Origin of the sequence: Paraglaciecola arctica, from assembly GCF_018861065.1 — a bacterium.
Classification (GTDB): Bacteria; Pseudomonadota; Gammaproteobacteria; order Enterobacterales; family Alteromonadaceae; genus Paraglaciecola; species Paraglaciecola arctica_B.
This window is the reverse complement of the sequence record NZ_JAHKQO010000036.1, coordinates 196463-221729: the sequence shown is the minus strand read 5'-3', so window position 1 is coordinate 221729 and position 25267 is coordinate 196463. Positions and strand designations below refer to the sequence as shown.

Below are 25267 nucleotides of genomic sequence, written 5' to 3'. Positions count from 1 at the left end.
TTTAAAAAATTCCAAATAAATCACCGAGTAGCTTCTGAATAAACAGTAATAACACAATCACCACCATGACAGACAAATCTAATCCTCCCATATCAGGCATCCTTCGACGTATCGGTGCCAGCATAGGTTCAGTGAGTTGAGCGAGTACCATTTCCATTGGATTTCTTCCTTGGCTTACCCAGCTCATAATGGCGCGTAATATCAATACATACATCACTAGGGTGAGTGATTCTTTTAGTACAATAACAAATGACACTATGACTAAAGACAATAGGTTTAATCCTGTCCCTCCTAGTACTAAGTTCAGAACCACAATTTTTAGTCCTGCTACCAGTAACGCTAGTATTAAGGTTGCGGTATCTAAACGTCCAATTGCAGGTATCAATCTGCGCATTGGAGCCACAATTGGTTGTGTGGCTTTGACCACAAACTGGCTGAAAGGGTTGTAAAAGTCGGCCCTGGCAAATTGTAACCACAGTCGCAATAACACCACCATCAAATAAATGTTAAAAACAAAATCAATTAAAAACTGTACTGAACTCATATTCTCGACTTTCCTCGGTTTTATCTAAGATGTCTAACTTTACCGACTAAAACTGTTGCGCCATTTCTTCAGCTCTTGTGACGGCCGCTTGCATGGCGTTGGCGACTATTTTCTCTAAATCTTGTTGTTGAAACGATTCGATGGCCTTAGCAGTAGTGCCTCCTTTAGAGGTAACTTGGGTGCGTAACTCACTTAATTCAATGTGAGGATTGTGACAAACCATTTCCGCAGCGCCCAACATTGCTTGTTGCACCATTAATCGCGCAGTTTGCTGATCAAATCCTTGGCGCTGTGATTCTTTTTGCATGGCTTCTAAAAATAAGAAAAAGTAAGCGGGACTGCTGCCAGCTGCGGCGATAACCCCATCTATCATTGATTCACTCTCAACCCATGCAATTTCACCTACCTGAGCCATTAAGTCTGCGGCATAGGTTTTATCTAATGACTCGACTCGGTTATCTGCAAACAAACCTGTCATACCTTTACCTAAAGCGCTTGGCGTATTTGGCATAGTTCGCACCAATGCAAAGTCTCCACCAAGCATCTGCTGTAGCCTACTCGTTGTGATACCTGCTGCAATAGAGACAAAAAGCTTGTTGTTTAGATCTTGCTGCTGCAATTTTTTACAGACTTGTTCCATCAATTGTGGCTTGACTGCGAGCACAATTACCTCAGCTGCTTCTGCGGCTTCCGAGTTTTGCTGGGTGATGTTAATCCCAAAGTCAGATTGAAGCGCAGTTAGCTTACCGAGAGATGGGTTACTAGCTGTTATTAATTGTGCAGGGTAAGCATTATTGACTAAGCCACTGATAATACTTCTTGTCATATTACCAGCCCCAATAAAGGCTATTTTTCTATGTTGCATAGTTGTCCTTGTGTTAATTACTGGTTACGTGCACCAAAAATTGCTGTACCTACCCTGACCATCGTACTACCGTTTGATATGGCGTTATGCATATCTCCCGACATACCCATCGATAATGTATCCACAGTTGGGTAGTGTTTTTGCATATTTCTAAAAAGAGCACTCATCTTAGCAAAGCTAGCCGCTTGTTTTTCCGATGTTTGATTCGCCATAGGTATGGTCATTAGGCCGCGCAATCTAAGGTTAGGCAGTTCTGAAATAGCTTGGGCTAGTTCATTGAGTTGCTCTGGTTGTATCCCTGCTTTATTGTCCTCATTGTCAATATTTACCTGGATACAAACATTTAGTTTTTTCAATGAGAGGGTTTGGTCATTAAGTCGTTGTGCTATTTTGAGTCTGTCGATTGTTTGCACCCAGTCAAAATGTTCCGCCACTAAACGGGTTTTATTTGATTGCATTGGGCCAATAAAATGCCACTCAATTTTGTTAAGTGCCCGTAAATTTTGGATTTTCTCTACCCCTTCTTGCACATAGTTTTCACCAAAGCAATATTGTCCCGCTTCATACGCTTGCACAATATTAGATACGGGTTTGGTTTTACTCACCGCTAGCAATTTTACCGAATTTGATGGACGATGGGCATCTAAGGTAGATTGCTCGACAGTATTTTGTACGCTTTTGAGTCGTTCTGCTATGGTTTCCATATTGCAACTTGATATACGGAGAATATTGCTTGGATATTACCGAACTTTTAGCCTTTAGTGTTAAAAATAAAGCCTCTGATTTACACCTTTCTGCTGGTTTACCCCCAATTATAAGGGTTGACGGAGAAATGCGAAAATTAAACATACCTGCTCTCGACCATAAAGAAGTACATGCTTTGATATTCGAAATTATGAACGATCAGCAGCGTAAGGAATACGAAGAAAACCTTGAAACTGATTTTTCATTTGAAGTAAAAGATTTATCTCGTTTCAGGGTGAATGCTTTTGTGCAAAATCGCGGTGCGGCTGCAGTGTTGAGAACCATTCCAAGTGACATCCTAAGTCTAGACGATCTAGGTGCACCACAAATATTCAAAGATATTATCAATCAGCCTACTGGTATTGTGTTAGTCACAGGCGCAACGGGTTCCGGTAAAAGTACCACCCTAGCTGCGATGATTGACCATATAAATTCGACAAAGCGTGAGCATATTTTAACCATCGAAGACCCCATCGAATTTGTCCATGAAAACAAACTTTGTGTGCTCAATCAGCGTGAAGTACATAGGGATACCCATAGTTTCAATAATGCACTTCGTTCAGCATTGCGTGAAGATCCTGATATTATTTTGGTGGGTGAGTTACGTGACTTAGAAACTATCCGCTTAGCTATCTCGGCCGCTGAAACAGGGCACTTAGTATTTGGCACCTTACACACCAACTCGGCGCCTAAAACCATTGATAGGTTAATTGATGTATTTCCTGCGGCTGAAAAATCCATGATACGTTCAATGTTATCTGAATCCTTACGTGCGGTTATTTCTCAAACCTTGTTGAAGAAAGTGGGCGGGGGAAGGGTCGCTGCACATGAAATTATGTTAGGTATCCCAGCGATCCGAAATCTTATTCGAGAGGATAAGGTACCGCAAATGTATTCGGTAATACAAACGGGTCAAGCTCATGGAATGCAGACTATGGATCAATGCCTGCAAAGGTTAGTGGCTCAGGGGTTAATTACCGCACAAGACGCAGCTGCTAAGTCAACCGACAAAAAACCGACCTCTAGTTTTTAGGAATTTATTATGGAACTCACCCCTTACTTGGAAGAGATGGAAGATTTGGGCGCATCGGATTTGTTTGTCACTGTTGGTTTTCCTGTTAGTGCTAAAGTGAACGGTCAGATGACCCCCATTGGTGGCAGTAGTCTCACAGAAGAAGATGCGTTAGCGTTAGTGCATGACGCAATGAGTGATAAACAAAGAGATGAATTTGAACAAAGTAAGGAGTGCAACTTTGCAATAGCGCGCGAGGGAATAGGGCGATTTCGTTGTAGCGCCTTTTGGCAGCGAGATATGGCCGGTATGGTTGTCAGACGAATTGTGACGCAAATTCCCCAAGTCGCAGAGCTAGGATTACCTGAAATATTAAAAGATGTGATTATGTCAAAACGAGGATTACTGTTATTTGTCGGCGCGACAGGTACAGGTAAATCAACGTCGTTGGCAGCTTTGATGGGACATCGAAATCAAAATTCGAAAGGGCATATTTTAACCATTGAAGATCCAATAGAATTTGTACATGAACATGGAAACTGTGTGGTGACCCAAAGAGAAGTGGGTATAGATACTAAGTCTTTCGATGACGCATTAAAAAGTTCATTGCGCCAGGCTCCTGACGTGATTTTAATTGGGGAAATTCGTTCTATGGAGACCATGGAATACGCTATGTCTTTTGCCGATACTGGACATTTATGTGTGGCGACCTTACATGCTAACAATGCCAACCAAGCCATTGAACGTATCATGCATTTAGCTCCCCCTGATCAACATGAAAAATTACGATTTGATTTAAGTTTGAATATGCGAGCCATAGTTGCTCAGCAATTGGTGCCTACTCCAGATGGCTCAGGGCGAGTCGCTGCGATTGAAATTTTGCTTAATTCGCCTTTAGTAACAGATCTTATCCAAAGAAACGAAATTGGTGGGTTAAAAGAGGCGATGAAAAAAGGTAAAGAAATCGGTATGCAGAGTTTTGACATGGCTTTATATGATTTGTACAAAGCAGGAAAAGTCACATTGGAACATGCTATTCATCATGCTGATTCGCCTAATGATCTACGTTTGATGATCAAATTAGACTCTGATGAGGGTAATCAACTAGGTTCCTTGTCTAATGTTTCGATTGATATGGATTAACCACTGTTTTGGAAAAAGTTTTTAGTCACTTTGACAGGTTTATGGTTTTTCAAGTCAAACAATTGTTAGATGGCAAGGGTATACCGTGTTTTGTAAAAAACGAATTTGCTATAGGTGCCATGGGAGAATTGTCTCCCATGGATGTATTGCCCGAAGTCTGGATTAGCGATCCCCAATGGTTGCCTAAAGCACGGCTTTTTGTAAAACAGTTTGTACAAGAATTCGAGTCCCAATCTTCAAATCAAACGCCTTGGGTTTGTGTTAAATGTCACGAAACCAACTTGGCTAATTTTGAGTTGTGTTGGCAATGCGGGACAGAAAATGCCTCGTAGACTTCATCCAATAAGTTTTACTAAAGCAAAGGTCTATGACGCTAAAAAATAGCAACCTTAGCCAAATTGAAGAATTTGTTGAGGCTATGTGGTTAGAAAAAGGATTGAGTGAAAACACCCTAAGTGCCTATCGTTCAGATTTATCCAAGTTTGCAGGTTATCTAGCTCTGCAAAAAGACGAAAAACGGTCGGTGTTGTTGCGTGATTTTAGCCAAGACGACCTTCATCAATATTTGGCTACACGATATGACGCTGGATTATCGGAGCGCAGTACATCACGCTTTTTAAGTAGTTTACGTAGTTTGTGCCAATATATGTTGCGGCAAAAAATTCGCAGTGATGACCCGCTTAGTTTGCTGCAAAACCCCAAACTGCCGCAGTCTCTACCTAAAACATTGACCGAATCTGAAGTTATTGACCTACTCAATGCCCCTAATACAGAAGACCCGATTCAATTACGTGATAAAGCGATGTTGGAGGTTCTGTATGCAACAGGTTTGCGGGTGACAGAATTAATCAGTCTGCGATTAGATCAATTGAGTATTCAGCAAGGCGTAGTGAGAGTTACCGGTAAGGGAAATAAAGAAAGATTAGTGCCCTTAGGCGAAGAGGCTATTGATTGGGTGGCAAGATTTCTTAAACAAGGTCGTGGGGCAATACTTAAATCTGAGAGTGATATAGTTTTTCCCAGTAAACGTGGAGTGGCGATGACTCGGCAAACATTCTGGTATCGTATTAAGATCTATAGCCAAATGGCTAATATTCAAACTGAATTGTCGCCGCATACTTTGCGCCACGCATTTGCAACGCACCTACTTAATCATGGGGCGGACTTACGTGTGGTGCAAATGTTGTTAGGACACAGTGACTTGTCTACTACCCAAATATACACCCATGTAGCCACTGAACGACTACAAAAATTGGTGGCAGAACATCATCCAAGAGGGTAACGTGTTAATAAATGCAATAATAAACCTATGGTGTGGGTATACATCCTTAAAGGCCATTGGTTTCCGTTTTTGATTCAGATAAACTAACCTCGATATATATTTGAAATTATTTCCCAGATTTAGGGTCATATTAGAATCGTAATTAATTGGAAAACACTATGAAAAAGTGGACAAAAATAAGCACTGTTTTGAATGGATTCTTGTTAATCCTTAGTTTTAACCTATCTGCTTCAGTTGAAACAGATAACTATGACCAAGTAAAAGCCAAGCTGCAGGCGGGTCTAGGTATGTATATTAGTGCGATCGGTGATGCACCAGTACCTGGAATATTGCAAGTGATAACAGAGAAAGGTTTATTTTACGCTAGCCAAGATGGTAAATATTTATTCCGCGCCAGTATTTACAATATTGATGAAGGTATGCGTAACGTCACTGAAGATACCTTAGGTAGTATGCGTTTAGACGGTTTAAAAAAGTTTAAAGATGGAGTGATTGAATATAAAGCGGATAACGAAAAATATGTCGTTAATATTTTCACCGATATCACCTGTGGTTATTGTCGTAAGTTGCACAATGAAATGGATCAGTACAATGAACTTGGTATTACTGTGCGGTACTTAGCTTTTCCTAGAGGTGGCTTAAAGAGTCGCACTTATTCCGATATGGTTTCAGTTTGGTGTGCAGATAACAAACAGGAAGCCATGGATAATGCTAAAGCGGGGGGCTCAGTACCTTCTAAAAACTGTCAGACACAAGTGGCAGAAGAGTACGCTTTTGGCCAAAAAATAGGGGTAAACGGCACACCTAATATCATCATGCCTAATGGTTCAGTGATTCCTGGATATCAACCACCCAAACAACTTGAACAAGCATTGAAAGCGCTTTTATAATTTATTTAGAAAACCCTTCATTAGCCTGTATTTGGATAATTCGCATCTAATACAGGCTTTTTTATTTTCATTTCCCAAAGGGTAAATAGTTAAGTGCAAATCAGTCGCAGACCCACAAAAGACAGCCAACATCTTCCCCAACAGTTGCATCCTAGATTAAAACAAATATATGCCGATAGAGGCGTAGAGAGTGCAGAACAACTTAATCGCAGCGCAAAAGCACTATTACATTACCAGCAGTTGCAAGGTGTCGATAAAGCTGTTTCCCTTTTGGTAGATGCGATCGCTAACAACAAAAAAATTATTATTGTTGGGGATTTTGATGCTGATGGTGCTACTAGTACTGCGTTAAGCATTATGGCGCTTCGATTGATGGGCTCCAACAATCACGATTATCTGGTTCCGAATCGTTTTGATTTTGGTTATGGATTAAGCCCGGAAATAGTCGAAGTAGCGGCGCAGCAAAATGCGCAAGTGATCATGACAGTAGACAATGGTATTGCTTGTTTTGCAGGAGTGGAAAAAGCTAAATCCTTGGGGATCACTGTCATAGTGACCGACCATCATTTAGCAGCAGAGACATTACCTATTGCCGATGCAATAGTGAATCCCAACCAACCAGGATGCCACTTTTTGTCAAAAAACTTGGCGGGTGTGGGAGTGGCTTTTTATTTAATGTTGGCACTACGTGCTCAACTTAAAAACAATGGTTGGTTTGAACAGCAGGGTTTACCTGTCCCTAACTTGGCGGATTTGTTGGATGTGGTGGCTTTAGGTACAGTCGCTGATGTGGTGCCGTTAGATGAAAACAATAGAATCTTAGTACATCAAGGTGTACAACGGATCAGAAGCGATAAATGCCGCCCAGGCATTCAAGCAATAATAGATGTGGCAGGCAGAGACAAAAGTCGCTTGGTCGCCTCTGATTTGGGTTTCGTAGTGGGACCGCGCTTAAATGCAGCAGGTAGATTAGATGACATGTCATTGGGCATTGAATGTCTGATTACAGACGACCCAGCGCGCGCTAGGCAAATCGCTGTGCAACTTGATAGTTTGAATAAAGAAAGGCGTGAAATAGAAGGTTCGATGCAGCAGGAAGCTGTAAATGCCTTAGAAAACCTAAATATTCAAGCCAATAAATTGCCCTATGGCATTGTGTTGTACCAAGCCGATTATCATCAAGGCGTGATAGGGATTTTAGCGGGGCGTATCAAAGATAAATATTTTCGTCCAACTATCGCTTTTGCTCACCAAGATGACGACACCTTAAAAGGCTCAGCTCGATCAATTCCAGGCTTACATATTCGCGATTTGTTGGAAGAAATAAACAATCGTTACCCTGATGTGATTGATAAATTTGGTGGACACGCGATGGCTGCTGGGCTGAGTTTGCCGTTAAAAAATTTAACCGCCTTTGAACAGGTTTTTCAGCAAATAGCCGAAGAGAACCTTAAAGATAAACCTTTAGCAGGTGAGTTGATTTCTGACGGAGAGTTACGAGGCGAAGACTTCACAGTGGCATTTGCCCAGTGTTTGCAAGACGCAGGCCCTTGGGGGCAAGGTTTCCCGGAACCTCTTTTTGATGGAGAGTTTCAATTAGTGGAGCAACGTATAGTAGGCAGTAAACATCTCAAGATTATGGTGAAACATGAAAGTGGAGTGTTAATTGACGCCATTGCCTTTAATATCGATTTAGGGCTGTGGCCCAACGCACAATGTTCTCATGTGAATCTAGCCTACAAATTAAATATTAACGAATTTCGCGGCAGAACTAGCTTACAGTTACTGGTGGAAGGCATGAGCGCTCTATAAATAATATTAAAAATATGATTTAGTTGTGTGTTTTTTGTTCTGTTCTGGCATTATATTAGACCTTACGAATCTGATATGTCTTCAAGGAACAGAACATGTTTGCGCATAAATTCCTCGTAATCCCCCTCTTGTTGAGCGCCTTTTTATGCAGTTTGAGGGTTCATGCTACTATCACACTTTCCTCAGGTACAAACGATTATCGACCGATCAAATTAAGTAGTTATAAAGGTTTGCCACGAATGGGGGAGCTCAGTAGTAGCGAGTCAGTCGAGGCAGTTGAACTGCACAACTATTCCATTGGATTAAGTAGTAAGTTGCAATATATGCAGCAATTTTCTGATTGTTACAATAATTTAAAAGGTTATAAGGTTCGGGTCGAGCAATGCCAAGATACCTTTATTGAACACAACCAACAAACCCAATTCTGGTCACAACATATAGAAATGATGGCGTTTTCGATGCGCCCTAAAACCCATCAGGATACTTTTTGCAAAAATATGGACTCACCTTGTGCGGCCAAAAGTGTCGAAAACATTATGGTGAAAGATACTACTAACCGAGGTGCGCAATATCGACGTCCCGATGAGTTTGAGGTGAGGGATATAACAGATAGTTTGATGAATGCGCACTATCAGAACTTTGTTAATTATCGTAAAAATGTCAGTACCATTAAACAAGCTTGGTTAGTGACTAAAGTTAATTTAGGCAATTACCAATTTAACGAGGAGAGTTTCTCTTTTCGTTATAATTTGCCATCCAACTTCTTTTCACCATTCAATGACACTAAAGCTTACAGTGAAAGTGGTTTGCAGCGGCTGGCTTTTCAGTCGAGGAAACTTCAACATTCGGCAAGGTACGCACCCCAAGGCACAGCAGAAGAATTTAATAGAACCCAATATCCTAGAAGTTATCAAGTCACTTTAGCGATGGGGCGTCAGCAAGCCAAAGACTTAGTAACAGGTGGAAAAAACAGACAACTCTATGCTGTTGTTAAATTAGACTTTTTTCCATTTGCTTTGAAATCTCAAAGACAACACTTCAACTCTGGTGAGTGGGCGTACAAGTTCGCGAGCCCGAAAATAGAAATATTCTCGGATTTGCAGTTAACACAAAAAATTGCCGAAACGAGTTTACCCCTAGAAAACTATGCACAAAAACAAGACACATTAGATGGCGTTGTATCTAAACCAAAATATCAAACTGTTAAAAATACTAAAACCTTAGATGGGCGTATTATTCCTTTGATGTTTCTGCAAAATAATGACCTTAAAGAGCACTATTTCGAGACCATGTGGCGCAATGTACCGGTTACCGAGCGTAAATTTTGGCAAGATCATATAAGACGTAAAGATAACATTGAGCGCGCCAAAGAAAATGCAGCGTCACTATCGAGTAGCCCGACTAAGAAAGATTTAGTGTCTCAAGTCAAACAAGCTGAAGACCGCGCAAATCTATCGGTATTTAGTTGGCAAGATAAACAGCAAATGAACGCCCAACAACTACAAGCTTTTTACGACTATATCCTTGGCTACGGAGAAATAAAAGATTCTCAGCCTGTTTGGCCTGAGATTCTGCCAAGCGTACCTTGGGGGCTAAATCTGGCCACCGTTTTTAGGCCAGGTCATTTGCAAGTCAGCCAAGAAGCCATGCATTTAGTTGCTGAAGGAGAGGACAAGTCGCTCATTCAAGAATTTGCCATGGACTTAGCAAACTCCCAAAAAATAGAGCATTTAACCCTCACTATACAATTGAAAGATTTACGTTATCAACAAGATACACAAACCTTTGAATTTAATAAAAGGTCTAGTATGCATCCAGTTACAACGACTGATTTAGCGCCAGAATTCATAGGCAATAATGTCCTATACTACTTACGTAATTCCGAGTCCGAAGTCGGTGATTTGGCTAACAATCCCAAAGGAGGTTGCTTTAACAATAATAAACGTAAATCACAGGACTGTGCCATTCACTGGGGCAATGTGTTGAGTTTGGCGTATACACAAAGACTCCAATATTTAGGGTTAAATAAACAGATTAATATTCCTTCGAGTTTAGATGTGTCATCGTTGACATCTGAACAAGCGGTTGCATTGGTAAGAGCCAGCGCACATCCAGGGTGGAGAGTGGTGATTGAACTACAAACACCCAAGTTACGAACCCATAATCATGTAGAAACAACGCGGGGACAAACCAAAGAATTTGTAGATGTTTTATTAGAAGCAAAAGTTAACAAAGTTTCTATTATCGATAAAGACGACAATATTTGGTGGAGCGAAAGCGCAGAACAAATGCAGGGAGCAGCCAGCTATACACAAATTAAGGCATTGCAGCCTCCAGCAATTCATCAGTTTAATTCGCCAGCGCAGCTTAATCCTTTTGTTGAAGATATCTTGTTAGTCAAATTCGCCCCCGAAAAGTTAACTGACCGTACCTTAGACGCCATGTTGAGTGCGCGCTGGAGTTATGAGAAATATTCCGAGAACCCCTACGCGGGGAGATTTTTTAATGTTGAACGCAGGGCGCCGAGTTATGCCGAATTAGCAGCTTTACGAATCGACTACAAAGACTGGCTATTACAATTAGCGCAACAGTTGCCTTCGCAGTTTACGATCCCACTTGAGCTTAAATACCAATCTGACACCCTTAAGTTTGGAAACCGTTGTTTCATTCCTGAAATGCCTAAAGATGCGCCAGTGCGTAATATCAATATGGCTAAAAATGCAGCTAAGCAGAGAGTCAGGCAATGTGAATCCCATAATCGAAATGCCCAGAGCCAAGTCGATCGTTGTGACGGCTATGCACAAGACATTAAGAAGGCGAGATCTGAACTTGAACGGGCGCAAGCCAATAGTTGTGGGCTTGCTGAAGAAACGGTTGTGGAGACCGAGCCAACAGTTGAGCCTAAATGCACCCTAGCACAACCCTTAAACATGGCAACTATCGCTCAGGATATGCAAAAATGTATTGTGGAAACTTGCGGTACCATGGGAGCAGATACGGATATGAAAACCTACCAAGCTTGCATGCAGCAAACCTCGGCGTACTTACAAACGGCTATGTCAGAAGCCATGGGAATGGGTAAAAAACCACGAAAACCTTCAAAACCCAAGAACACCTGTAAACCCGCCGAGCGCAAATTAAAACAAGCTGAATCACGCTACGAGAGCAAACAGTGTGAAGAGACCTACGCAACACTAGATTTAGAAGATTGTAAACTCGCGGAACAGTTTGAATTGCCTAGTGTCATGCCAATTGAACGGATACGTGTGAGCAACAGTGGCTACTGTTCCGACAACAAATTACTTTACATGGCTCGAGACAACCGTGATGGTGCACAACTGCTGCCCCAAGCCAGGCCGTTTAGTGATACCGATCTAGAAGTGCATTTTTATCCGCAAGATCTTGAATTCAGTTACGAGGCTGCTGTAACGAATCCAAATGGGATAACTAATATGACTTCTAATTTAGTCCTAGACGTGACGAGCCGTATGTCGATAGATGATGAAAAAGTACTTGGTTTAAAGGCAAAAGTGGTTTCTCAAACTAGCGAACCTTCGAATTAACTGTCGAATCAAGTATTCTAGGTGTTAACCTTCTTTAGTGAAATTAGGAAAAGTGCTAGACTTACTTTTTTAGCAACTAACTAGTGATCATGGCAAAAAAATCCGACGTAGAAAAATTACTGGATAAACACGAAAACCTAACTCATTCTGAAGAGTTAGTTGTGGTTTCTCATGTTCAACGTAAAGACGATGATTGGTTTTTGAATACATTGATGGTTGAAGGGACTGACGTACCTTTTAAATTCCGTCGTAGGAAAGTATATAAAAATCTGACCAATGCTAGAGTAAATTTAACTTATTACCCCATGACCGAAGAAATAGCCGGTATGGAGTTTGAAGCCATGAAAGTTGTGCGCATCAAAGTAAGTTAGCATTTAGTTCCTTTATAAGGTTTGTGCTGATGCTTCCAGAGCAACTGACTGGCTTTTTGCTGCACCGGCGCGCATATCGAGAAACCAGTTACTTAACAGATTTATTCACACTTGAACTAGGTAAGGTTAGTGCCGTTGCCAAAGGTGTCAGAGGGAATAAAGGCGATAAAAAAAGTTTATTGCAATCATTTCAGCCCTTATTGTTATCGCTTTCAGGTAAACACGAGTTACGCAATCTCAATCAATTTGAATCAGCAGGTTCGATGCTGAAACTTGTTGGTTATCAACTATTTTCAGCCATGTATTTAAACGAGTTGTTAAATCGGTTATTACCCAAAGAAGTGCCGCACCCTGAGTTGTTTCATTCCTATCAACAAAGTCTACAATGGTTAGCGAATGATGGTGAAATTGAGCCATGTTTACGCCAGTTTGAACTGTTACTACTGGGTGATATGGGATACGGTTTTGATTTAACACAAGACTACGAAAATGGTCAGTTGGTAGAGGCCGGTATAGATTACTGTTTGGTACTAGAAAATGGCATTAAACGCGCAGAATATTCAGCACAAGGCTCCAACCGGTTCGACGGGGAAGCGTTGTTACAAGTGAGCAATAATGTGTGGACGCCTAACAGTCTGCAATGCGCAAAACGCATAACGAGAATGGCACTTTCGCCGCTACTGGGACACAAACCCTTAAAGAGTCGTGAGTTGTTTCAACAAACTTGGTCGACTACTAAAGTAAACAATATTGGAAACGTGAAATGAAAGAAGTGTTACTTGGTGTGAATATCGATCACATCGCTACCTTACGCAATGCCAGAGGTACATCTTATCCGGATCCTGTGCACGCAGCTGAAGTAGCAGAGCGAGCAGGTGCCGATGGTATTACCGTGCATTTACGAGAAGACAGACGCCATATTACAGATCGCGATGTGCGTATTCTTAGAGAAACGATTCAAACACGTATGAATCTAGAAATGGCGGTGACAGAAGAAATGTTGCTAATTGCAGAACAAATACGTCCACAGTTTTGTTGTTTGGTTCCCGAAAAACGAGAAGAGTTAACCACAGAAGGTGGCTTAGATGTGGCGGGTAATCAGTCACGTATGAATGCGGCTTGCGCTCGTTTGGCAGCGCAAGGTATTTTGGTGTCCTTGTTTATTGACGCCGATAAAAAACAAATTGATGCAGCAGTAGCAGCAAATGCGCCTTACATTGAAATTCATACTGGGCAATATGCTGAAGCTAAAAATGAAATTGAGCAGCAAAAAGAATTAGCGATCCTGATAGAAGGGATTCAATATGCCCATTCTAAAGGCCTTAAAGTGAATGCTGGCCACGGTTTGCATTATCACAATGTAAAAGCCATTGCCGCCATTCCTGAATTGTATGAACTCAACATTGGTCATGCCATTATTGCCCGCGCAGCCTTTGATGGTTTGCACCAAGCCGTGAGTGATATGCGTCAATTAATGCAACAAGCTAGAGCATAATCCGATGGCGATTAGGGGGCTAGGTACGGATGTGGTGGAAATCGCGAGGATTGCGAGTCAACTAAACAAGTCACTACGTCTAGCACAGCGAGTATTAACCACTACTGAGTTAGCGATTTTTACTACCCATAAATTTCCAGAGCGCTTTTTGGCAAAACGTTTCGCTGCTAAAGAAGCGGCTGTAAAGGCGTTGGGCACGGGCATTGGAAACGGAGTAAGTTTTCAAGATGTAGAAGTGGTGAATTTGAACTCTGGGCAACCGACACTGGTTTTTTCAGGGAAATTTGCTGAACTTTGTGAAGAACAGGCTATCAATAACAGTTTTATATCGATTTCAGATGAACAGCATTATGCGATGGCGACTGTTGTTCTAGAGTCTTGTTGAATAAACGCTGTAATCAAAAGCATCAAATATAGAAGTAAAATAGTTTTAGATAGGTACGCACTAAGTTGGTGCCACTAAGCGCTAGCTTGATGCAGCAGTCGTCAGCTAAGCCATGAAAGCCTTTTAGTTAGGGCGCAGTGTAGCAAAAATGTTGGCGCGTAATATGATTGTAAAATTGAAGATAAAAGATGGAAAATTCAATACTAACGTCAAAGTAACCTGCAAAAATGGACTTAGCTTATGTTGCCGCACTTAATTATTGCTGTACCCAATTCATCTAATTTCGGTGAAGTAGGATAGATTTATATGGTTTCAATTCGAACAGTACATGAAGATCACCGCCCTCCGTTTGATAAATGGTTGGCAGGCTTAAACCTGCCCGAAACAAGCAAACAAAAACTCAGAGATGTATCTGACACCCCTGAAATCCTGCTAATTGGGCAGGAAATGGTGGAGATTCTGCACGAATTACACATGGACGATGAGACCTTGCAGGCGGCGCTAATTTATCCCTACTGTGAAGTTCATAAGCTAGATGAAGAGCAAATAAAAGAACTCTTTGGTGAAGGTATTCAAAAGCTAATTGTCGGCGTGAGACGTATGGACGCAATCAAGTCTTTGCATTCTCGGGCTAACAGTAAAAAGAAAAACGATGAAGAGCAAATCGATAACGTACGCCGCATGTTACTGGCCATGGTTGAAGATGTTCGCGCCGTCGTACTTAAACTTGCTGAACGTATTTGCGCCTTACAAAAAGTTAAACATGAGGATGAAGAAACCCGAGTATTGGTGGCGCGAGAATGCTCGACTATCTATGCCCCGTTGGCAAATCGACTAGGCATAGGCCAGTTAAAATGGGAGCTAGAAGATCACTCCTTTCGATATCTGCATCCTACCACTTATAAACAAATTGCCGGACTACTCGATGAACGTCGCACCGACCGTGAGCAATATATCGAAGATTTTGTTGAGGAATTACAAGGGGTCCTCGATAGTCAAAATATTAAAGCTAAGGTGTACGGTAGGCCCAAACATATTTATAGCATTTGGAAAAAGATGCAAAAGAAGCATCTTAGTTTCGAACAGCTGTATGACATTCGAGCGGTGCGCATCATAGCCGAACGTTTACAAGACTGTTACGCCGCGTTAGGAGTAGTGCATGCTCACTGGAAACATATCCCGAATGAATTCGATGATTATATAGCTACGCCTAAACCTAATGGATATCAATCCATTCATACGGTGACCTTGGGTAAACAAGGTAAAACCATTGAAATTCAAATTCGCACTGCAAAAATGCATGAAGATGCCGAGCTAGGTGTGGCTGCGCATTGGCGCTATAAAGAAGGAACAACTTCGAGTCGTTCGGCCTACGAAGAAAGAATCAATTGGTTGCGGAAAATTTTACTGTGGCAAGAAGAAGTGGCCGACAGTGGCGATTTAGTTGAAGAACTTCGTAGTCAGGTATTCGATGATAGGGTTTATGTTTTTACTCCCAAAGGTGATGTGGTTGATTTACCTCTAGGTTCAACTCCACTGGATTTTGCCTATTACATCCACAGTAATGTAGGGCACAGATGTAATGGTGCCAAAATAGCCGGCAGAATTGTTCCTTTTACTTACCAATTACAAACTGGAGATCAGGTTGAAATTCTGACGGGTAAACGTTCAAACCCTAGTCGCGACTGGATGCACCCAGGGTTAGGTTATGTGTATTCATCCCGTGCTCGTGCCAAAATCCAAACATACTTTAAAAAACAAGATAAAGATAAAAACCAACAAGCGGGTAAAGAGTTACTTGATAGAGAGCTAGTCAAAGCCAATATTGAGCCGAAACTGGCGGGCGAAGCCATTTCGCGATTTAACATGCAAAGTATCGATGACCTCTATGCCGGTGTAGGTGGTGGTGATGTTCGCATAATGCAAGTGGTGCATTTTTTACAGCAAAAATATGCGCCAGAGCCGGAATTAAAAATCAGGTCTAAAAAACCACAATCGGCGAAACTCAAAAAAGACAGCATAGTTGTAGAAGGGGTCGGCAATCTACTCAGCCAAATCGCCGGTTGTTGCCAACCATTACCGGGCGAAGAAATTATGGGCTATATCACCCAAGGTCGCGGTGTCAGTGTACACAGAGAAGATTGTGAACAACTTGCGAGTTTGTTGGATCAACACCCTGAAAGGCAAATAGACGTTAATTGGGCTAATAATTTACAAGCGGCATTTCAGACTAAATTGCAAGTCATATGTGAAGACAGAGACGGCATTTTACGAGATGTAACCACTGTTATCGCTAACGAACAAGTGACCCTTTTGGGAGTCAACAGTAAAAGCGATACTAAGCTTAATACCGCCATAATTGAATTAAGTTTAGAAGTGAAAAATCTCGGTCTTTTGTCCAAAGCCAGGAGTCGCTTGCAAGTCATTAAAGGGGTAACTGAAGTGATTAAGGTTGATAAATAAGTGTCTGAAGTAGAAAAGTCTAATCAGCAAATTTCCCGTTTGATAAAAATAATGCAGCAATTAAGAGATCCAAAAACCGGTTGCCCTTGGGATCAGAAACAAAGTTTTACGAGCATAGTGCCCCATACAATAGAAGAAACCTATGAAGTAGTAGAGGCCATTTTGAGCGGTAATATGCTTGATGTTAAGGACGAGTTAGGCGACTTGTTATTCCAGATAGTGTTTTATGCGCAACTTGCCCAGGAACAACAGCAATTCGATTTTGAGGATATTGCACAAACTATCAGTGATAAGTTAGTCAGGCGTCATCCCCACGTTTTTCAACGTGACGTCAAAGGTGAGGTTAAAGGCGCGGTCAAAGCAGTAGCCATAAAGAGTGAAGAACAACTCAATCAGCAATGGGAAAACATCAAACAGCAAGAGCGTCAAGCATCGGGTAAACCTATAGATGACAGCACCTTGGCGAATATCCCCAAAGGCATGACACCTTTATTGCGAGCGCAAAAAATCCAGAAAAAATGCGCCAATGTTGGTTTTGACTGGACTGAGTTGCCGCCAGTTGTTGATAAAATTCACGAAGAGATACAAGAAGTACTGGCCGAAATTAACGCCCCCGAACCTAATCAATTGGCAATTGAAGAAGAAGTTGGTGACCTATTATTTGCCGTAGTTAATTTAGCCAGACATAGCTCAGTCAATGCTGAAACCGCATTAATCAAAGCCAATCGTAAATTTGAGAAACGTTTTCGAAAGGTCGAACAAGAGATTGATAGTCAAGGCATGAATATGCACGACGCTAGCCTGCAACAGATGGAAGCCGCCTGGCAAAAGATTAAGAAAGACTAATCAAGCAGCGGAACACTGTCATTCTATTTTATTTTCAACATTTATAAACTTTTTCGAATTGCCCATCGACTTACTAGTATGTCGATAACAAACACTCTGGGTGTGTTTGATGAAAAAAGCACTGATAGGTTTATGGTTTTGTGGATTAATGTTGCTAGTAAGTTGCATTGCAATTCTGTCTAACGAAACTCGGCACATCGCGACTTGTGATCAAGATACAAATGAATCGTTTATTAGCACCTTTGATACCGCTGACTCTAAAGGGCCTTATGCAAAACGATTTCCGGTTCTTTGAAAGTTTTCTAGATACAAAAAAAGGCAGGGTAGTTTTCACATACCCTGCCTTAGTAACCTTATTGACGACAACTAGTGTTGGTTTCTCAATCTAAAGGTAAGTCCAAATAAGCACAGTATCATCCATCCTAAACTACCGCCTCCTGAAGAACCCGATGAATCGGAGGGAACTGGAAGTGGTGTCGGCTCTTCCACTACTGTTGGCGTAAATACCAAGTTACGTATGAAACCCTTGTCTTCACCTTCTGATACTGCAGGATCTTTACTATAGGTCCAATTGATAACATTGGTACCTGCAGCTAAATCAATACTCATCTCGGTATAATCCACTTCTCCTGAAATGAATTCAATTAATTCACCGTTAAGGTACAAATACAGTGCATCGTAGGGTTCGAAATCTGGATCAGTGACTTCTAAGTCAGTGTTCTCTTCAGAAGAAACTGACCAATCGAAAGTTAATACACCTTCACCTTCAATTTGAACTGCCAGTACGCTGTCCTGTAAATCATTATTAGTGCCACTCTCAAGTCCTTCGGTCTCATTGGCTGTCCAGCCTGATGCTCCATTTGAGCCACCACTAAATATAGTGACTGCATCAGAAGTTGTACCTGCGGCAGCTGATAAATCACTTGCAGACCCCAAGGTCGTACCAAGAATGTAGGTCTTACTGGCTGGTACTTGATCGTTGTCAGTGGTGATAATCAATTGGGCAGTGACAGCATCTAAAGTAGTGGGAAGGTAACTGACGCTAACTTGACAACTTGCACCTGCATCTAAGGTAGCGCAACTACTGGCATCTAAACTAAAGTCAGTATTGCTATTGTCTGAAAGTGCAAAACTTAGGGCTACATTGATTTCACTGTTATTAGAAACAGTCAGTTCGGTGGTTTGTTCAACCCCTTCAAGTCCAATACCAAAATCTTGAGTTTGCGGCACTGCTATTCCGTCAGTAATCGCTGATATCCAATCTGTAAATTCTGCGACGCGAGTATAGACACCAGGGTAACCTGCTTCAGCGCAACCAAAGCCCCAACTTACGATACCAACTTGTTGTATACCTGAACCTGTATTAACAACAAGCGGTCCGCCACTGTCTCCTTGGCATGAACCTTTACCACCTTCTGCAAAAGAGGCACAAATCATCACATCAGTTACAGATACGTTGTCTGGTGAAATGCCAAAGGTTTCCCCTAACACTTCTCTACATTGCGCGTTGGTCGAAAGACTCAAATCAACCTTATGCAGCACATCGGGAAAATCAGAAGTGGGGCCTTCACCGGGTGCATAACCTTCACGGCCACCCCAGCCGGCGACTGTTGCCACACTATTCTCAATAGCCCATTGATCTGTATCTTCAGAATTGGCTAATTGTACTGCCGGCCCTTCAACTGAAGACACCAATTCAATAATGGCGATATCACTACTGATTTCATCGGCATCATATTCTGGATGCATAAAGATATTAGCGATATCAATGGCATTTTCTGCTCCATCAGATAAATCGTATTCCCCCACGTTCATTTTAAAGCCAGATGGATTACCGTCATCCACACAATGGGCTGCAGTGAGTACCCATTTATCACCCAAGAATGATGCACCACAAGTAGAATCTTGTTGTAATTGTGCTGTGGCACTGACCGAAAGTGTTGCAACGCTTTCAATTTGTTCTAATAGCGCTAAACCATCTTCTTGAGTGATAGCAACTACAGGAATCGTACCGCTATAGTCGTCGCCTAAGGTCCCAGAGATATTGCCTGTTTCAACATTGTTATAAATAATTGCACCGATGCCACCACCGGCTTCACAGTTGTCTGCTTTGAGGGAAAAATCTACCTCTCCTCGTTCAATTAAACATACCTTACCAGTCGCCTCAGCACAGACTTCATCGGCAATGCCACAGGAAATCATTGCAGCGCTCGCTTCACCCGGTGCCCCAGATGTAAAAGGTCTAGTTTCGTAATCAACGCCACTCACACTCAATGATGTCAGGAAGTCGGTAAAAGTGAATACATAGGCAGTCATCCAAGGCCAGTTATCCTGAACGGCTTCTTCACCACCAACGATACGAGTTTCAGCAAGTTGATTACTTGCTTTATTGCTTGGCTGTAGCGGCGATTTTTCTGCCAAAACATGGCTGGATAACAAAAGTGACGTGGCTGATAGCCCCGCACATAAAAGTTTATTCATAGATACTTCCCAATAGTTTATTCTAGTGCTTATAAAGCGATACGCTGTTGTCGCGTTTTTAGTTTTGAGCAACCGCTATATTCGTGGATTATTCTAAAATGTCAATTAACCGCTAAACTTGCTTAGTTTTCCAGCGACCACTGCGGAAAAATACCCATGCCAGTATAGCGATAAACAGTGATGCCAAAGGAATGGCTGCGAACACCCCTGCGGGACCTATGTTTAAGCTAATCGCTAACCAGTATGCGAGCGGTATCTGCAATAACCAATAACAAACAAAGTTGATCACTGTGGGGGTCATAGTATCACCCGCACCGTTAAAGGCTTGTACTAAAGTCATACCCACAGCGTAAAATCCATAACCATAAGCCACAAATTCTAGACATTGTGTGCCATATTCAATGACTTTAGCATTGTCACTAAATAAACCAATGATGCTGGCTGAGAAAAAATAAAAAGCGAAAGCCACAGTTAACATAAAAACAAGATTATATTTTGTAATTGCCCACACTGAGACTTCAGCTCTTGCGGCCTGTTTAGCCCCTAAGTTTTGTCCTACCAATGTTGCCGCAGCATTACTCAAGCCCCAGGCGGGTAACATGGTGAACATCACTATTCTAATAGCAATAGTGTATCCCGCCACCGCGTCGCTGCCGAAGTGTGACACTATCCTCACTAAGAACACCCAACTCGCGGTGGCAATCAAAAACTGTAAAACCCCACCGACAGAAACCTTTAATATTCCAGCGACCACTGCTAAATCTAGTCTTAACTTATGGATAAACAGCTGGATTTTTCCGCTGACAGAAAACAGATGGTATAGCTGATACAACACCCCAACACTACGACCAATAGTAGTGGCCACGGCCGCCCCTGTTAAGCCCATCTCAGGAAAGGGTCCCCATCCGAATATTAATATGGGATCGAGAACAATATTAATGCCACTGGCTAACCACAAAGATTTCATTGCAATTTTGGCATCACCGGCACCGCGAAAAATAGCATTGAACAAGAACAAAAATAAAATACTGACACAACCACCCAACATCACGGAAGTGTAGCCTTCACCCATTATTGCCACGTCTTGAGCAGCGCCCATCAGGTGTAGTATCTCGACAGCATAAATACTGCCTGGAATACCTACCATTAAGGCTACACCTAATCCGATCCAAAGAGTTTGTGTTGCAACTTGATTCGCCCCGTCAATGTTTTTTTCTCCGACTCGACGGGCTACAGTGGCAGTGACTGCCATGCCTAAGCCAATTGCGACCGCATATAAAAGTGTGATTACCGCTTCTGTTAAGCCCACAACAGAAATGGCTTCAGGACCCAAAGCAGAGACAAAAAAGATATCGGTGATAGCAAATATCGATTCCATTATCATTTCTAACACCATAGGCACAGAAAGCAAAAATGCCGCTTTGCCAATTGAACCTTGGGTCAAGTCTTGCTGGTTGTCACTGCTCAGGGATTGTTTGAATAAGCTATAGATAGATTGTTTAGTTTGTTCTGAATTGGTACTTGATTGATTTTGCATAATGATTTCCATATGCCTAGACAGCTAAACTTTTTTCGGCGCAGCAAAAATAGTCAGTCGCTAGGATGTTAATTAATTTGTTTTTTTTGGGGGGCAATAAAGCTTGTTGTGGCCTTACGCCCAGAAAGATTATGCTTGGCTGGAAATCTCAGATTTCATAACCGAGCTGATAATCGCAGGGGCAACACTGGCAATTGAATTATTCATTGGCTTACTCGGTTATAAATTAGGATCACAGAATGCTATCAAATTGATTATTTGTCAAAATAAAATCAGTTAGCAGAACTTTTTTTGAATAGAAAGGGTATAAAAGCGCTATGGATTGTTAATCCACATAAAAACTTAGGAACCTTAACTATGCAATTTATTCGCGCTTTAATTATTCATCTTGTGGTTTTTGTATTGGCTGGTGCAATGGTTTGGGCTGGCAGTGATGGTGGTCAGTTACTTAATTCAGATATAAGTAGTATTGCTGTAGCTAACACCTTGTCGATTTTTGCAAGTTGTGCGCTGATCGCTTTTGTGGTGCAGTGGCTGGTGTTGATCCCCGCTCACTTACTTAAAACAGAACATTTTTATGATTTGACTGGGGGAGCGACCTACATAGCCGTCATCATTTTTGCTTATCTGCAAAGTGAACAAACTGATGTTCGTTCCTTAATTCTTACGGCGGTGGTGGCTATTTGGGCCACACGCTTGGCGAGTTTTCTGTTTCTAAGAGTACGCAAACAAGGATCTGATAGTCGATTCGACCAAATCAAACATAACTTTTGGCGTTTTTCCATAGCTTGGACTGTACAAGGGTTATGGGTCTTAATTACAGCTGGCGCAGCAATCGCGGCGATAACCTCAAGCCATAAGACTGATTTTGGTTGGATTGGAGGAGTTGGACTTATTCTGTGGCTAATGGGTTTTCTAATTGAGGCAGTTGCCGATAATCAAAAGCGCAAATTTAAACAACAACAAGACACTAAAACCCAGTTTATTCAATCTGGCCTTTGGGCTCGTTCTCGTCATCCCAATTATTTTGGTGAAATATTATTGTGGATTGGTGTCGCAATTATTGCTTATCCCGCTCTATATCAATGGCAGCACCTCACTCTGATTTCACCTTTGTTTGTTGTAATATTATTGACAAAAATCAGCGGAATTTCGTTGCAGGAAGAGCAAGCAGATCAACGCTGGTCCGATAATGCTGATTATCAAAATTACAAAAACAAAACCCCAGTTCTTATCCCGAAACTTTTTGGTTAGCGATGAATGACATCTAGCCACAAACAACACTTAATTCGTTTGTTGGAAGATGATCCCGATCGAATGGCGGTTCTAAAAGCAGTCGCTACCTTAACATTGCCTGATTGTTGGGTGGCGGCTGGTTTTGTGCGTAACTTAGTATGGGATCACTTACATCAAAAAAAAACTGAATTGAATGATGTGGATGTGATCTATTACAGCCAACCTGACCCCGAATCTGACACCCTATGTGAAACAAGGTCCCATTTAGGTGACATTGCTACCCAACAGCTAAAATCGCTACTGCCTCAAGTTAACTGGCAAGTAAAAAATCAGGCCTTGATGCACAAGAAACATCTTCACAGTCGTTATTTAAATAGCACCGATGCCATGACATTCTGGCCGGAACAAGAAACCGCAATAGCGGTAAAAATAGATCCGAGGGGAGGTATTGCTATTAATGCGCCTTTTGGCCTTAGTTCATTATTTGCACAACAGATTACCTTTAATCCAAAAGCAGATGAACGGGTTTTTAGAAACAGGATAGCCGAAAAATCATGGCTAACAACATGGCCCAAATTACAGTTGGTATCGCTTGACTAGATACTCAAGTACCTAAAGTCTTTGCTAGAAAATACGATAACTAAGGTATCTATTTTTTCTTAGTGAACACCCACTTGCTCGATTCGGTTAACACAACTCAATCTGACCTCAATTCTAGTTCTGAAGCGCTTTTATCTAGCGACTATGAATTAAATGGCACAATTAACCGCGCCTCGAGACAAGGGGCAAAATTTGCGTTGATTATGGCCATGCTTGAGCAAGATTGTTCACAGCGACCGCATATAGAGCAAAATCAACAAACTAATCAAAGCCCAGAACATTTAAAAGATCTTAATTACTATCGCCCCAATCCTCTTAAAGCGGATGATAACTATTGGCATACTTGCCAGAATACCAGTCAATTAATAGACCAAGGTCAAATACAATCTGCGCACCTGTGGATGGCGATGCACCCAGAACCTTTATCACAACATAATAATGCTGAGGTTATCGATCCAGAAGTAGTCGCGAACTGCAGCTTTATTGCTCAGGCTCGGCTGCAACAAGCCGCCACCAATACCCTGCAAGTTGATGAAACTGGCCTGTACGATATTTTACAACAACTGCAACCTACTTCGGCTTAAAGGGCGAGCCTAACATTCATATCCGTCACAAAAGCTTTGCGCAATTTAGCCAAAGTCATCGGTAGCTTTATCTTTGAATTTGGGTAACCCGGTTGCGATCGCCAGTAGTGCAAACACTAAAATTAACATGGGATACCAACAATAAGGTGTTAACGCTATGGGGGAGACTCCTGCCAGACTAGCGGCGGCCAAAAGTTGTCCACCGTAGGGCACTAAGCCCTGAAAACCACATGAAAATATATCAAGTAAACTTGCTGTACGCCTGGGATCAATCTGGTAGGTGTCACTTAAGTCTTTGGCAATGGGTCCTGTGGCAAGTATTGCAATCGTATTGTTGGCTGTGGCTATGTCCAACGCACTCGCTAATGCCGCAGTGCCATATTCTGCACCTTTTTTATTGGTGATCCCTTTAGTAATGTGATTGACCAACCACTGAATACCGCCATAGGCATGCATAAGTGCCACTATGCCGCCTATTAAAAGGGCAATGGCTACCATATCTTGCATCCATCCCATTCCTTTTTGTACGCTTTGTAACATAGACGCAAGGGTAAATAGGTCTTTTGACAAGCCGATTACGCAGGCGCTGCCTATACCCACGGCTAACACGCCAATCACGTTCACTCCAAACAGTGCGCAACCAATAATCAACAAATATGGCAACATTAACCAAGGGTCGTATTCTTCAGGTGTTATAACAGCACTACCATCAATATCTACCCCTAAAAGTAATAGTGCGGTTATGAACGCTGCAGGTAGCACAATGATTAAATTAGCTTTAAATTTATCCCGTAATTGCACACCTTGAGTTCGAGTTGCAGCAATGGTGGTATCGGAAATAAAGGACAAGTTGTCACCAAACATTGCACCACCAATGACTATACCCACAGTCAAAGGGACAGGCACACTAAGACTTTCAGCTAATCCAATGCCAATGGGGGTAATGGCGGTGATGGTGCCCATTGAAGTGCCCATGGCAAAAGCAATGAAACACGCAATCACAAACAAGCCAGGCAAAAGATAGGCTGTAGGCACATAATTTAAGGCCCAATTAACAGTGGCATCTCGGGCGCCAATATCGATAGTCACGGCATAAAACGCACCGGCCAATAGAAAAATCACCGCTAATAGAATAATCGTTTTGTCGCCACCACCTTTACAAAAAATATCGATCTTTTCTGATATGGATAACTTTGTGGCTTTATTATTGAGTAATAAAGCAAATCCAGCCGATATCATAAATGCAACTAAGATGGGCATAGTAGAAAAACTTTGTGTCATCAGCCCAGTGCCTATTACTAAGAGCATAAATAGTAATATAGGGGTTAGTCCCCAAAAGCTCTCAGTAGCCGGTTTTTCCATCAATATTGACCTTTAAATCTATTAGAAAACAAAGTGTTAATTTTATAACAAC

The 25267-nt window shown here is 41.8% G+C and carries 23 protein-coding genes; 17 read left to right on the top strand and 6 right to left on the bottom strand.

The window, feature by feature from the left end; all coding sequences use genetic code 11:
• Window position 1: 1 nt before the first annotated feature.
• From KO534_RS14250 to KO534_RS14240, 3 genes are read right to left on the bottom strand one after another with little or no spacing between them, the layout of a single operon-like run.
• Window positions 2–544, bottom strand: coding sequence for a YggT family protein (locus tag KO534_RS14250; RefSeq protein WP_215930334.1), 543 nt, complete (start codon window positions 542–544; stop codon window positions 2–4).
• 46 nt (window positions 545–590) lie between these two features.
• Complete coding sequence (gene proC / locus KO534_RS14245; protein ID WP_215930333.1) at window positions 591–1409, bottom strand: pyrroline-5-carboxylate reductase; 819 nt, start codon at window positions 1407–1409, stop codon at window positions 591–593.
• Window positions 1410–1426: 17 nt separating this feature from the next.
• Window positions 1427–2113: a YggS family pyridoxal phosphate-dependent enzyme gene (locus tag KO534_RS14240; RefSeq protein ID WP_215930332.1), complete on the bottom strand. Its 687-nt coding sequence runs from the start codon at window positions 2111–2113 to the stop codon at window positions 1427–1429.
• 29 nt (window positions 2114–2142) lie between these two features.
• On the opposite strand from KO534_RS14240, the gene KO534_RS14235 reads away from it, so the two are divergent.
• The 14 genes from KO534_RS14235 (at window position 2143) to KO534_RS14170 (ending at window position 17710) form a co-directional block, all read left to right on the top strand.
• Entirely contained in the window at window positions 2143–3186 is a 1044-nt protein-coding gene (locus KO534_RS14235) for a type IV pilus twitching motility protein PilT (protein WP_215930331.1), read from the top strand.
• 9 nt (window positions 3187–3195) lie between these two features.
• Entirely contained in the window at window positions 3196–4308 is a 1113-nt protein-coding gene (locus KO534_RS14230; RefSeq protein ID WP_215930330.1) for a PilT/PilU family type 4a pilus ATPase, read from the top strand.
• 8 nt (window positions 4309–4316) lie between these two features.
• Window positions 4317–4640 (top strand): putative signal transducing protein, encoded by a 324-nt coding sequence (locus KO534_RS14225; protein ID WP_215930329.1) that lies wholly within the window; start codon window positions 4317–4319, stop codon window positions 4638–4640.
• 35 nt (window positions 4641–4675) lie between these two features.
• On the top strand, window positions 4676–5590 hold the full coding sequence (gene xerD / locus KO534_RS14220; RefSeq protein WP_215930328.1) for a site-specific tyrosine recombinase XerD: 915 nt from the start codon (window positions 4676–4678) through the stop codon (window positions 5588–5590).
• A gap of 158 nt (window positions 5591–5748) precedes the next feature.
• Window positions 5749–6480, top strand: a complete 732-nt coding sequence (gene dsbC / locus KO534_RS14215; protein WP_215930327.1) for a bifunctional protein-disulfide isomerase/oxidoreductase DsbC — start codon at window positions 5749–5751, stop codon at window positions 6478–6480.
• A gap of 93 nt (window positions 6481–6573) precedes the next feature.
• Window positions 6574–8292 carry a single-stranded-DNA-specific exonuclease RecJ gene (recJ, locus tag KO534_RS14210; protein WP_215930326.1) on the top strand — a complete coding sequence of 573 codons (1719 nt, stop codon included), beginning with the start codon at window positions 6574–6576 and terminating at the stop codon, window positions 8290–8292.
• Window positions 8293–8387: 95 nt separating this feature from the next.
• A complete protein-coding gene (locus KO534_RS14205; protein WP_215930325.1) occupies window positions 8388–11855 on the top strand; it encodes a hypothetical protein in 3468 nt (1155 codons plus the stop codon).
• Between the two features lie 89 nt (window positions 11856–11944).
• Complete coding sequence (locus KO534_RS14200; RefSeq protein WP_215930324.1) at window positions 11945–12226, top strand: hypothetical protein; 282 nt, start codon at window positions 11945–11947, stop codon at window positions 12224–12226.
• Between the two features lie 29 nt (window positions 12227–12255).
• A complete protein-coding gene (gene recO / locus KO534_RS14195) occupies window positions 12256–12993 on the top strand; it encodes a DNA repair protein RecO (RefSeq protein WP_215930323.1) in 738 nt (245 codons plus the stop codon).
• Window positions 12990–13721: a pyridoxine 5'-phosphate synthase gene (gene pdxJ, locus KO534_RS14190; protein WP_215930322.1), complete on the top strand. Its 732-nt coding sequence runs from the start codon at window positions 12990–12992 to the stop codon at window positions 13719–13721. Before recO ends, pdxJ begins: the two co-directional genes overlap by 4 nt.
• A gap of 4 nt (window positions 13722–13725) precedes the next feature.
• The gene (gene acpS / locus KO534_RS14185) at window positions 13726–14106 is read left to right on the top strand and encodes a holo-ACP synthase (protein WP_215930321.1); all 381 of its coding nucleotides are present in this window, start codon (window positions 13726–13728) and stop codon (window positions 14104–14106) included.
• Window positions 14107–14412: 306 nt separating this feature from the next.
• Window positions 14413–16569, top strand: a complete 2157-nt coding sequence (relA, locus tag KO534_RS14180; RefSeq protein ID WP_215930320.1) for a GTP diphosphokinase — start codon at window positions 14413–14415, stop codon at window positions 16567–16569.
• Window positions 16570–17415: a nucleoside triphosphate pyrophosphohydrolase gene (gene mazG, locus KO534_RS14175; protein ID WP_215930319.1), complete on the top strand. Its 846-nt coding sequence runs from the start codon at window positions 16570–16572 to the stop codon at window positions 17413–17415.
• 109 nt (window positions 17416–17524) lie between these two features.
• On the top strand, window positions 17525–17710 hold the full coding sequence (locus KO534_RS14170; protein ID WP_215930318.1) for a hypothetical protein: 186 nt from the start codon (window positions 17525–17527) through the stop codon (window positions 17708–17710).
• A gap of 71 nt (window positions 17711–17781) precedes the next feature.
• Here KO534_RS14170 and KO534_RS14165 read toward each other — a convergent pair whose 3' ends face one another.
• Window positions 17782–19896, bottom strand: a complete 2115-nt coding sequence (locus KO534_RS14165) for a trypsin-like serine protease (protein WP_215930317.1) — start codon at window positions 19894–19896, stop codon at window positions 17782–17784.
• A gap of 112 nt (window positions 19897–20008) precedes the next feature.
• Window positions 20009–21433, bottom strand: a complete 1425-nt coding sequence (locus KO534_RS14160) for an MATE family efflux transporter (protein ID WP_215930316.1) — start codon at window positions 21431–21433, stop codon at window positions 20009–20011.
• A gap of 357 nt (window positions 21434–21790) precedes the next feature.
• On the opposite strand from KO534_RS14160, the gene KO534_RS14155 reads away from it, so the two are divergent.
• From KO534_RS14155 to KO534_RS14145, 3 genes are all read left to right on the top strand, one after another.
• Window positions 21791–22687, top strand: coding sequence for a DUF1295 domain-containing protein (locus tag KO534_RS14155; protein WP_215930315.1), 897 nt, complete (start codon window positions 21791–21793; stop codon window positions 22685–22687).
• Window positions 22688–22693: 6 nt separating this feature from the next.
• Window positions 22694–23269: a nucleotidyltransferase family protein gene (locus KO534_RS14150; RefSeq protein WP_215930314.1), complete on the top strand. Its 576-nt coding sequence runs from the start codon at window positions 22694–22696 to the stop codon at window positions 23267–23269.
• Window positions 23270–23331: 62 nt separating this feature from the next.
• Window positions 23332–23853: a VC2046/SO_2500 family protein gene (locus tag KO534_RS14145; protein ID WP_354667942.1), complete on the top strand. Its 522-nt coding sequence runs from the start codon at window positions 23332–23334 to the stop codon at window positions 23851–23853.
• A gap of 45 nt (window positions 23854–23898) precedes the next feature.
• On the opposite strand, the gene KO534_RS14140 is transcribed toward KO534_RS14145, so the two are convergent.
• Window positions 23899–25215 carry a Na+/H+ antiporter NhaC family protein gene (locus KO534_RS14140; protein ID WP_215930313.1) on the bottom strand — a complete coding sequence of 439 codons (1317 nt, stop codon included), beginning with the start codon at window positions 25213–25215 and terminating at the stop codon, window positions 23899–23901.
• Window positions 25216–25267 lie beyond the last annotated feature (52 nt).

Excerpts from the sequence above, each read along its gene's own strand:
- KO534_RS14250 (WP_215930334.1), bottom strand. The coding sequence starts at position 544 with ATGAGTTCAGTACAGTTTTTAATTGATTTTGTTTTTAACATTTATTTG.
- proC (WP_215930333.1), bottom strand. The coding sequence starts at position 1,409 with ATGCAACATAGAAAAATAGCCTTTATTGGGGCTGGTAATATGACAAGA.
- KO534_RS14240 (WP_215930332.1), bottom strand. The coding sequence starts at position 2,113 with ATGGAAACCATAGCAGAACGACTCAAAAGCGTACAAAATACTGTCGAG.
- KO534_RS14230 (WP_215930330.1), top strand. The coding sequence starts at position 3,196 with ATGGAACTCACCCCTTACTTGGAAGAGATGGAAGATTTGGGCGCATCG.
- xerD (WP_215930328.1), top strand. The coding sequence starts at position 4,676 with ATGACGCTAAAAAATAGCAACCTTAGCCAAATTGAAGAATTTGTTGAG.
- dsbC (WP_215930327.1), top strand. The coding sequence starts at position 5,749 with ATGAAAAAGTGGACAAAAATAAGCACTGTTTTGAATGGATTCTTGTTA.
- KO534_RS14205 (WP_215930325.1), top strand. The coding sequence starts at position 8,388 with ATGTTTGCGCATAAATTCCTCGTAATCCCCCTCTTGTTGAGCGCCTTT.
- KO534_RS14200 (WP_215930324.1), top strand. The coding sequence starts at position 11,945 with ATGGCAAAAAAATCCGACGTAGAAAAATTACTGGATAAACACGAAAAC.
- recO (WP_215930323.1), top strand. The coding sequence starts at position 12,256 with ATGCTTCCAGAGCAACTGACTGGCTTTTTGCTGCACCGGCGCGCATAT.
- pdxJ (WP_215930322.1), top strand. The coding sequence starts at position 12,990 with ATGAAAGAAGTGTTACTTGGTGTGAATATCGATCACATCGCTACCTTA.
- acpS (WP_215930321.1), top strand. The coding sequence starts at position 13,726 with ATGGCGATTAGGGGGCTAGGTACGGATGTGGTGGAAATCGCGAGGATT.
- relA (WP_215930320.1), top strand. The coding sequence starts at position 14,413 with ATGGTTTCAATTCGAACAGTACATGAAGATCACCGCCCTCCGTTTGAT.
- KO534_RS14170 (WP_215930318.1), top strand. The coding sequence starts at position 17,525 with ATGAAAAAAGCACTGATAGGTTTATGGTTTTGTGGATTAATGTTGCTA.
- KO534_RS14165 (WP_215930317.1), bottom strand. The coding sequence starts at position 19,896 with ATGAATAAACTTTTATGTGCGGGGCTATCAGCCACGTCACTTTTGTTA.
- KO534_RS14160 (WP_215930316.1), bottom strand. The coding sequence starts at position 21,433 with ATGCAAAATCAATCAAGTACCAATTCAGAACAAACTAAACAATCTATC.
- KO534_RS14155 (WP_215930315.1), top strand. The coding sequence starts at position 21,791 with ATGCAATTTATTCGCGCTTTAATTATTCATCTTGTGGTTTTTGTATTG.
- KO534_RS14150 (WP_215930314.1), top strand. The coding sequence starts at position 22,694 with ATGACATCTAGCCACAAACAACACTTAATTCGTTTGTTGGAAGATGAT.
- KO534_RS14140 (WP_215930313.1), bottom strand. The coding sequence starts at position 25,215 with ATGGAAAAACCGGCTACTGAGAGCTTTTGGGGACTAACCCCTATATTA.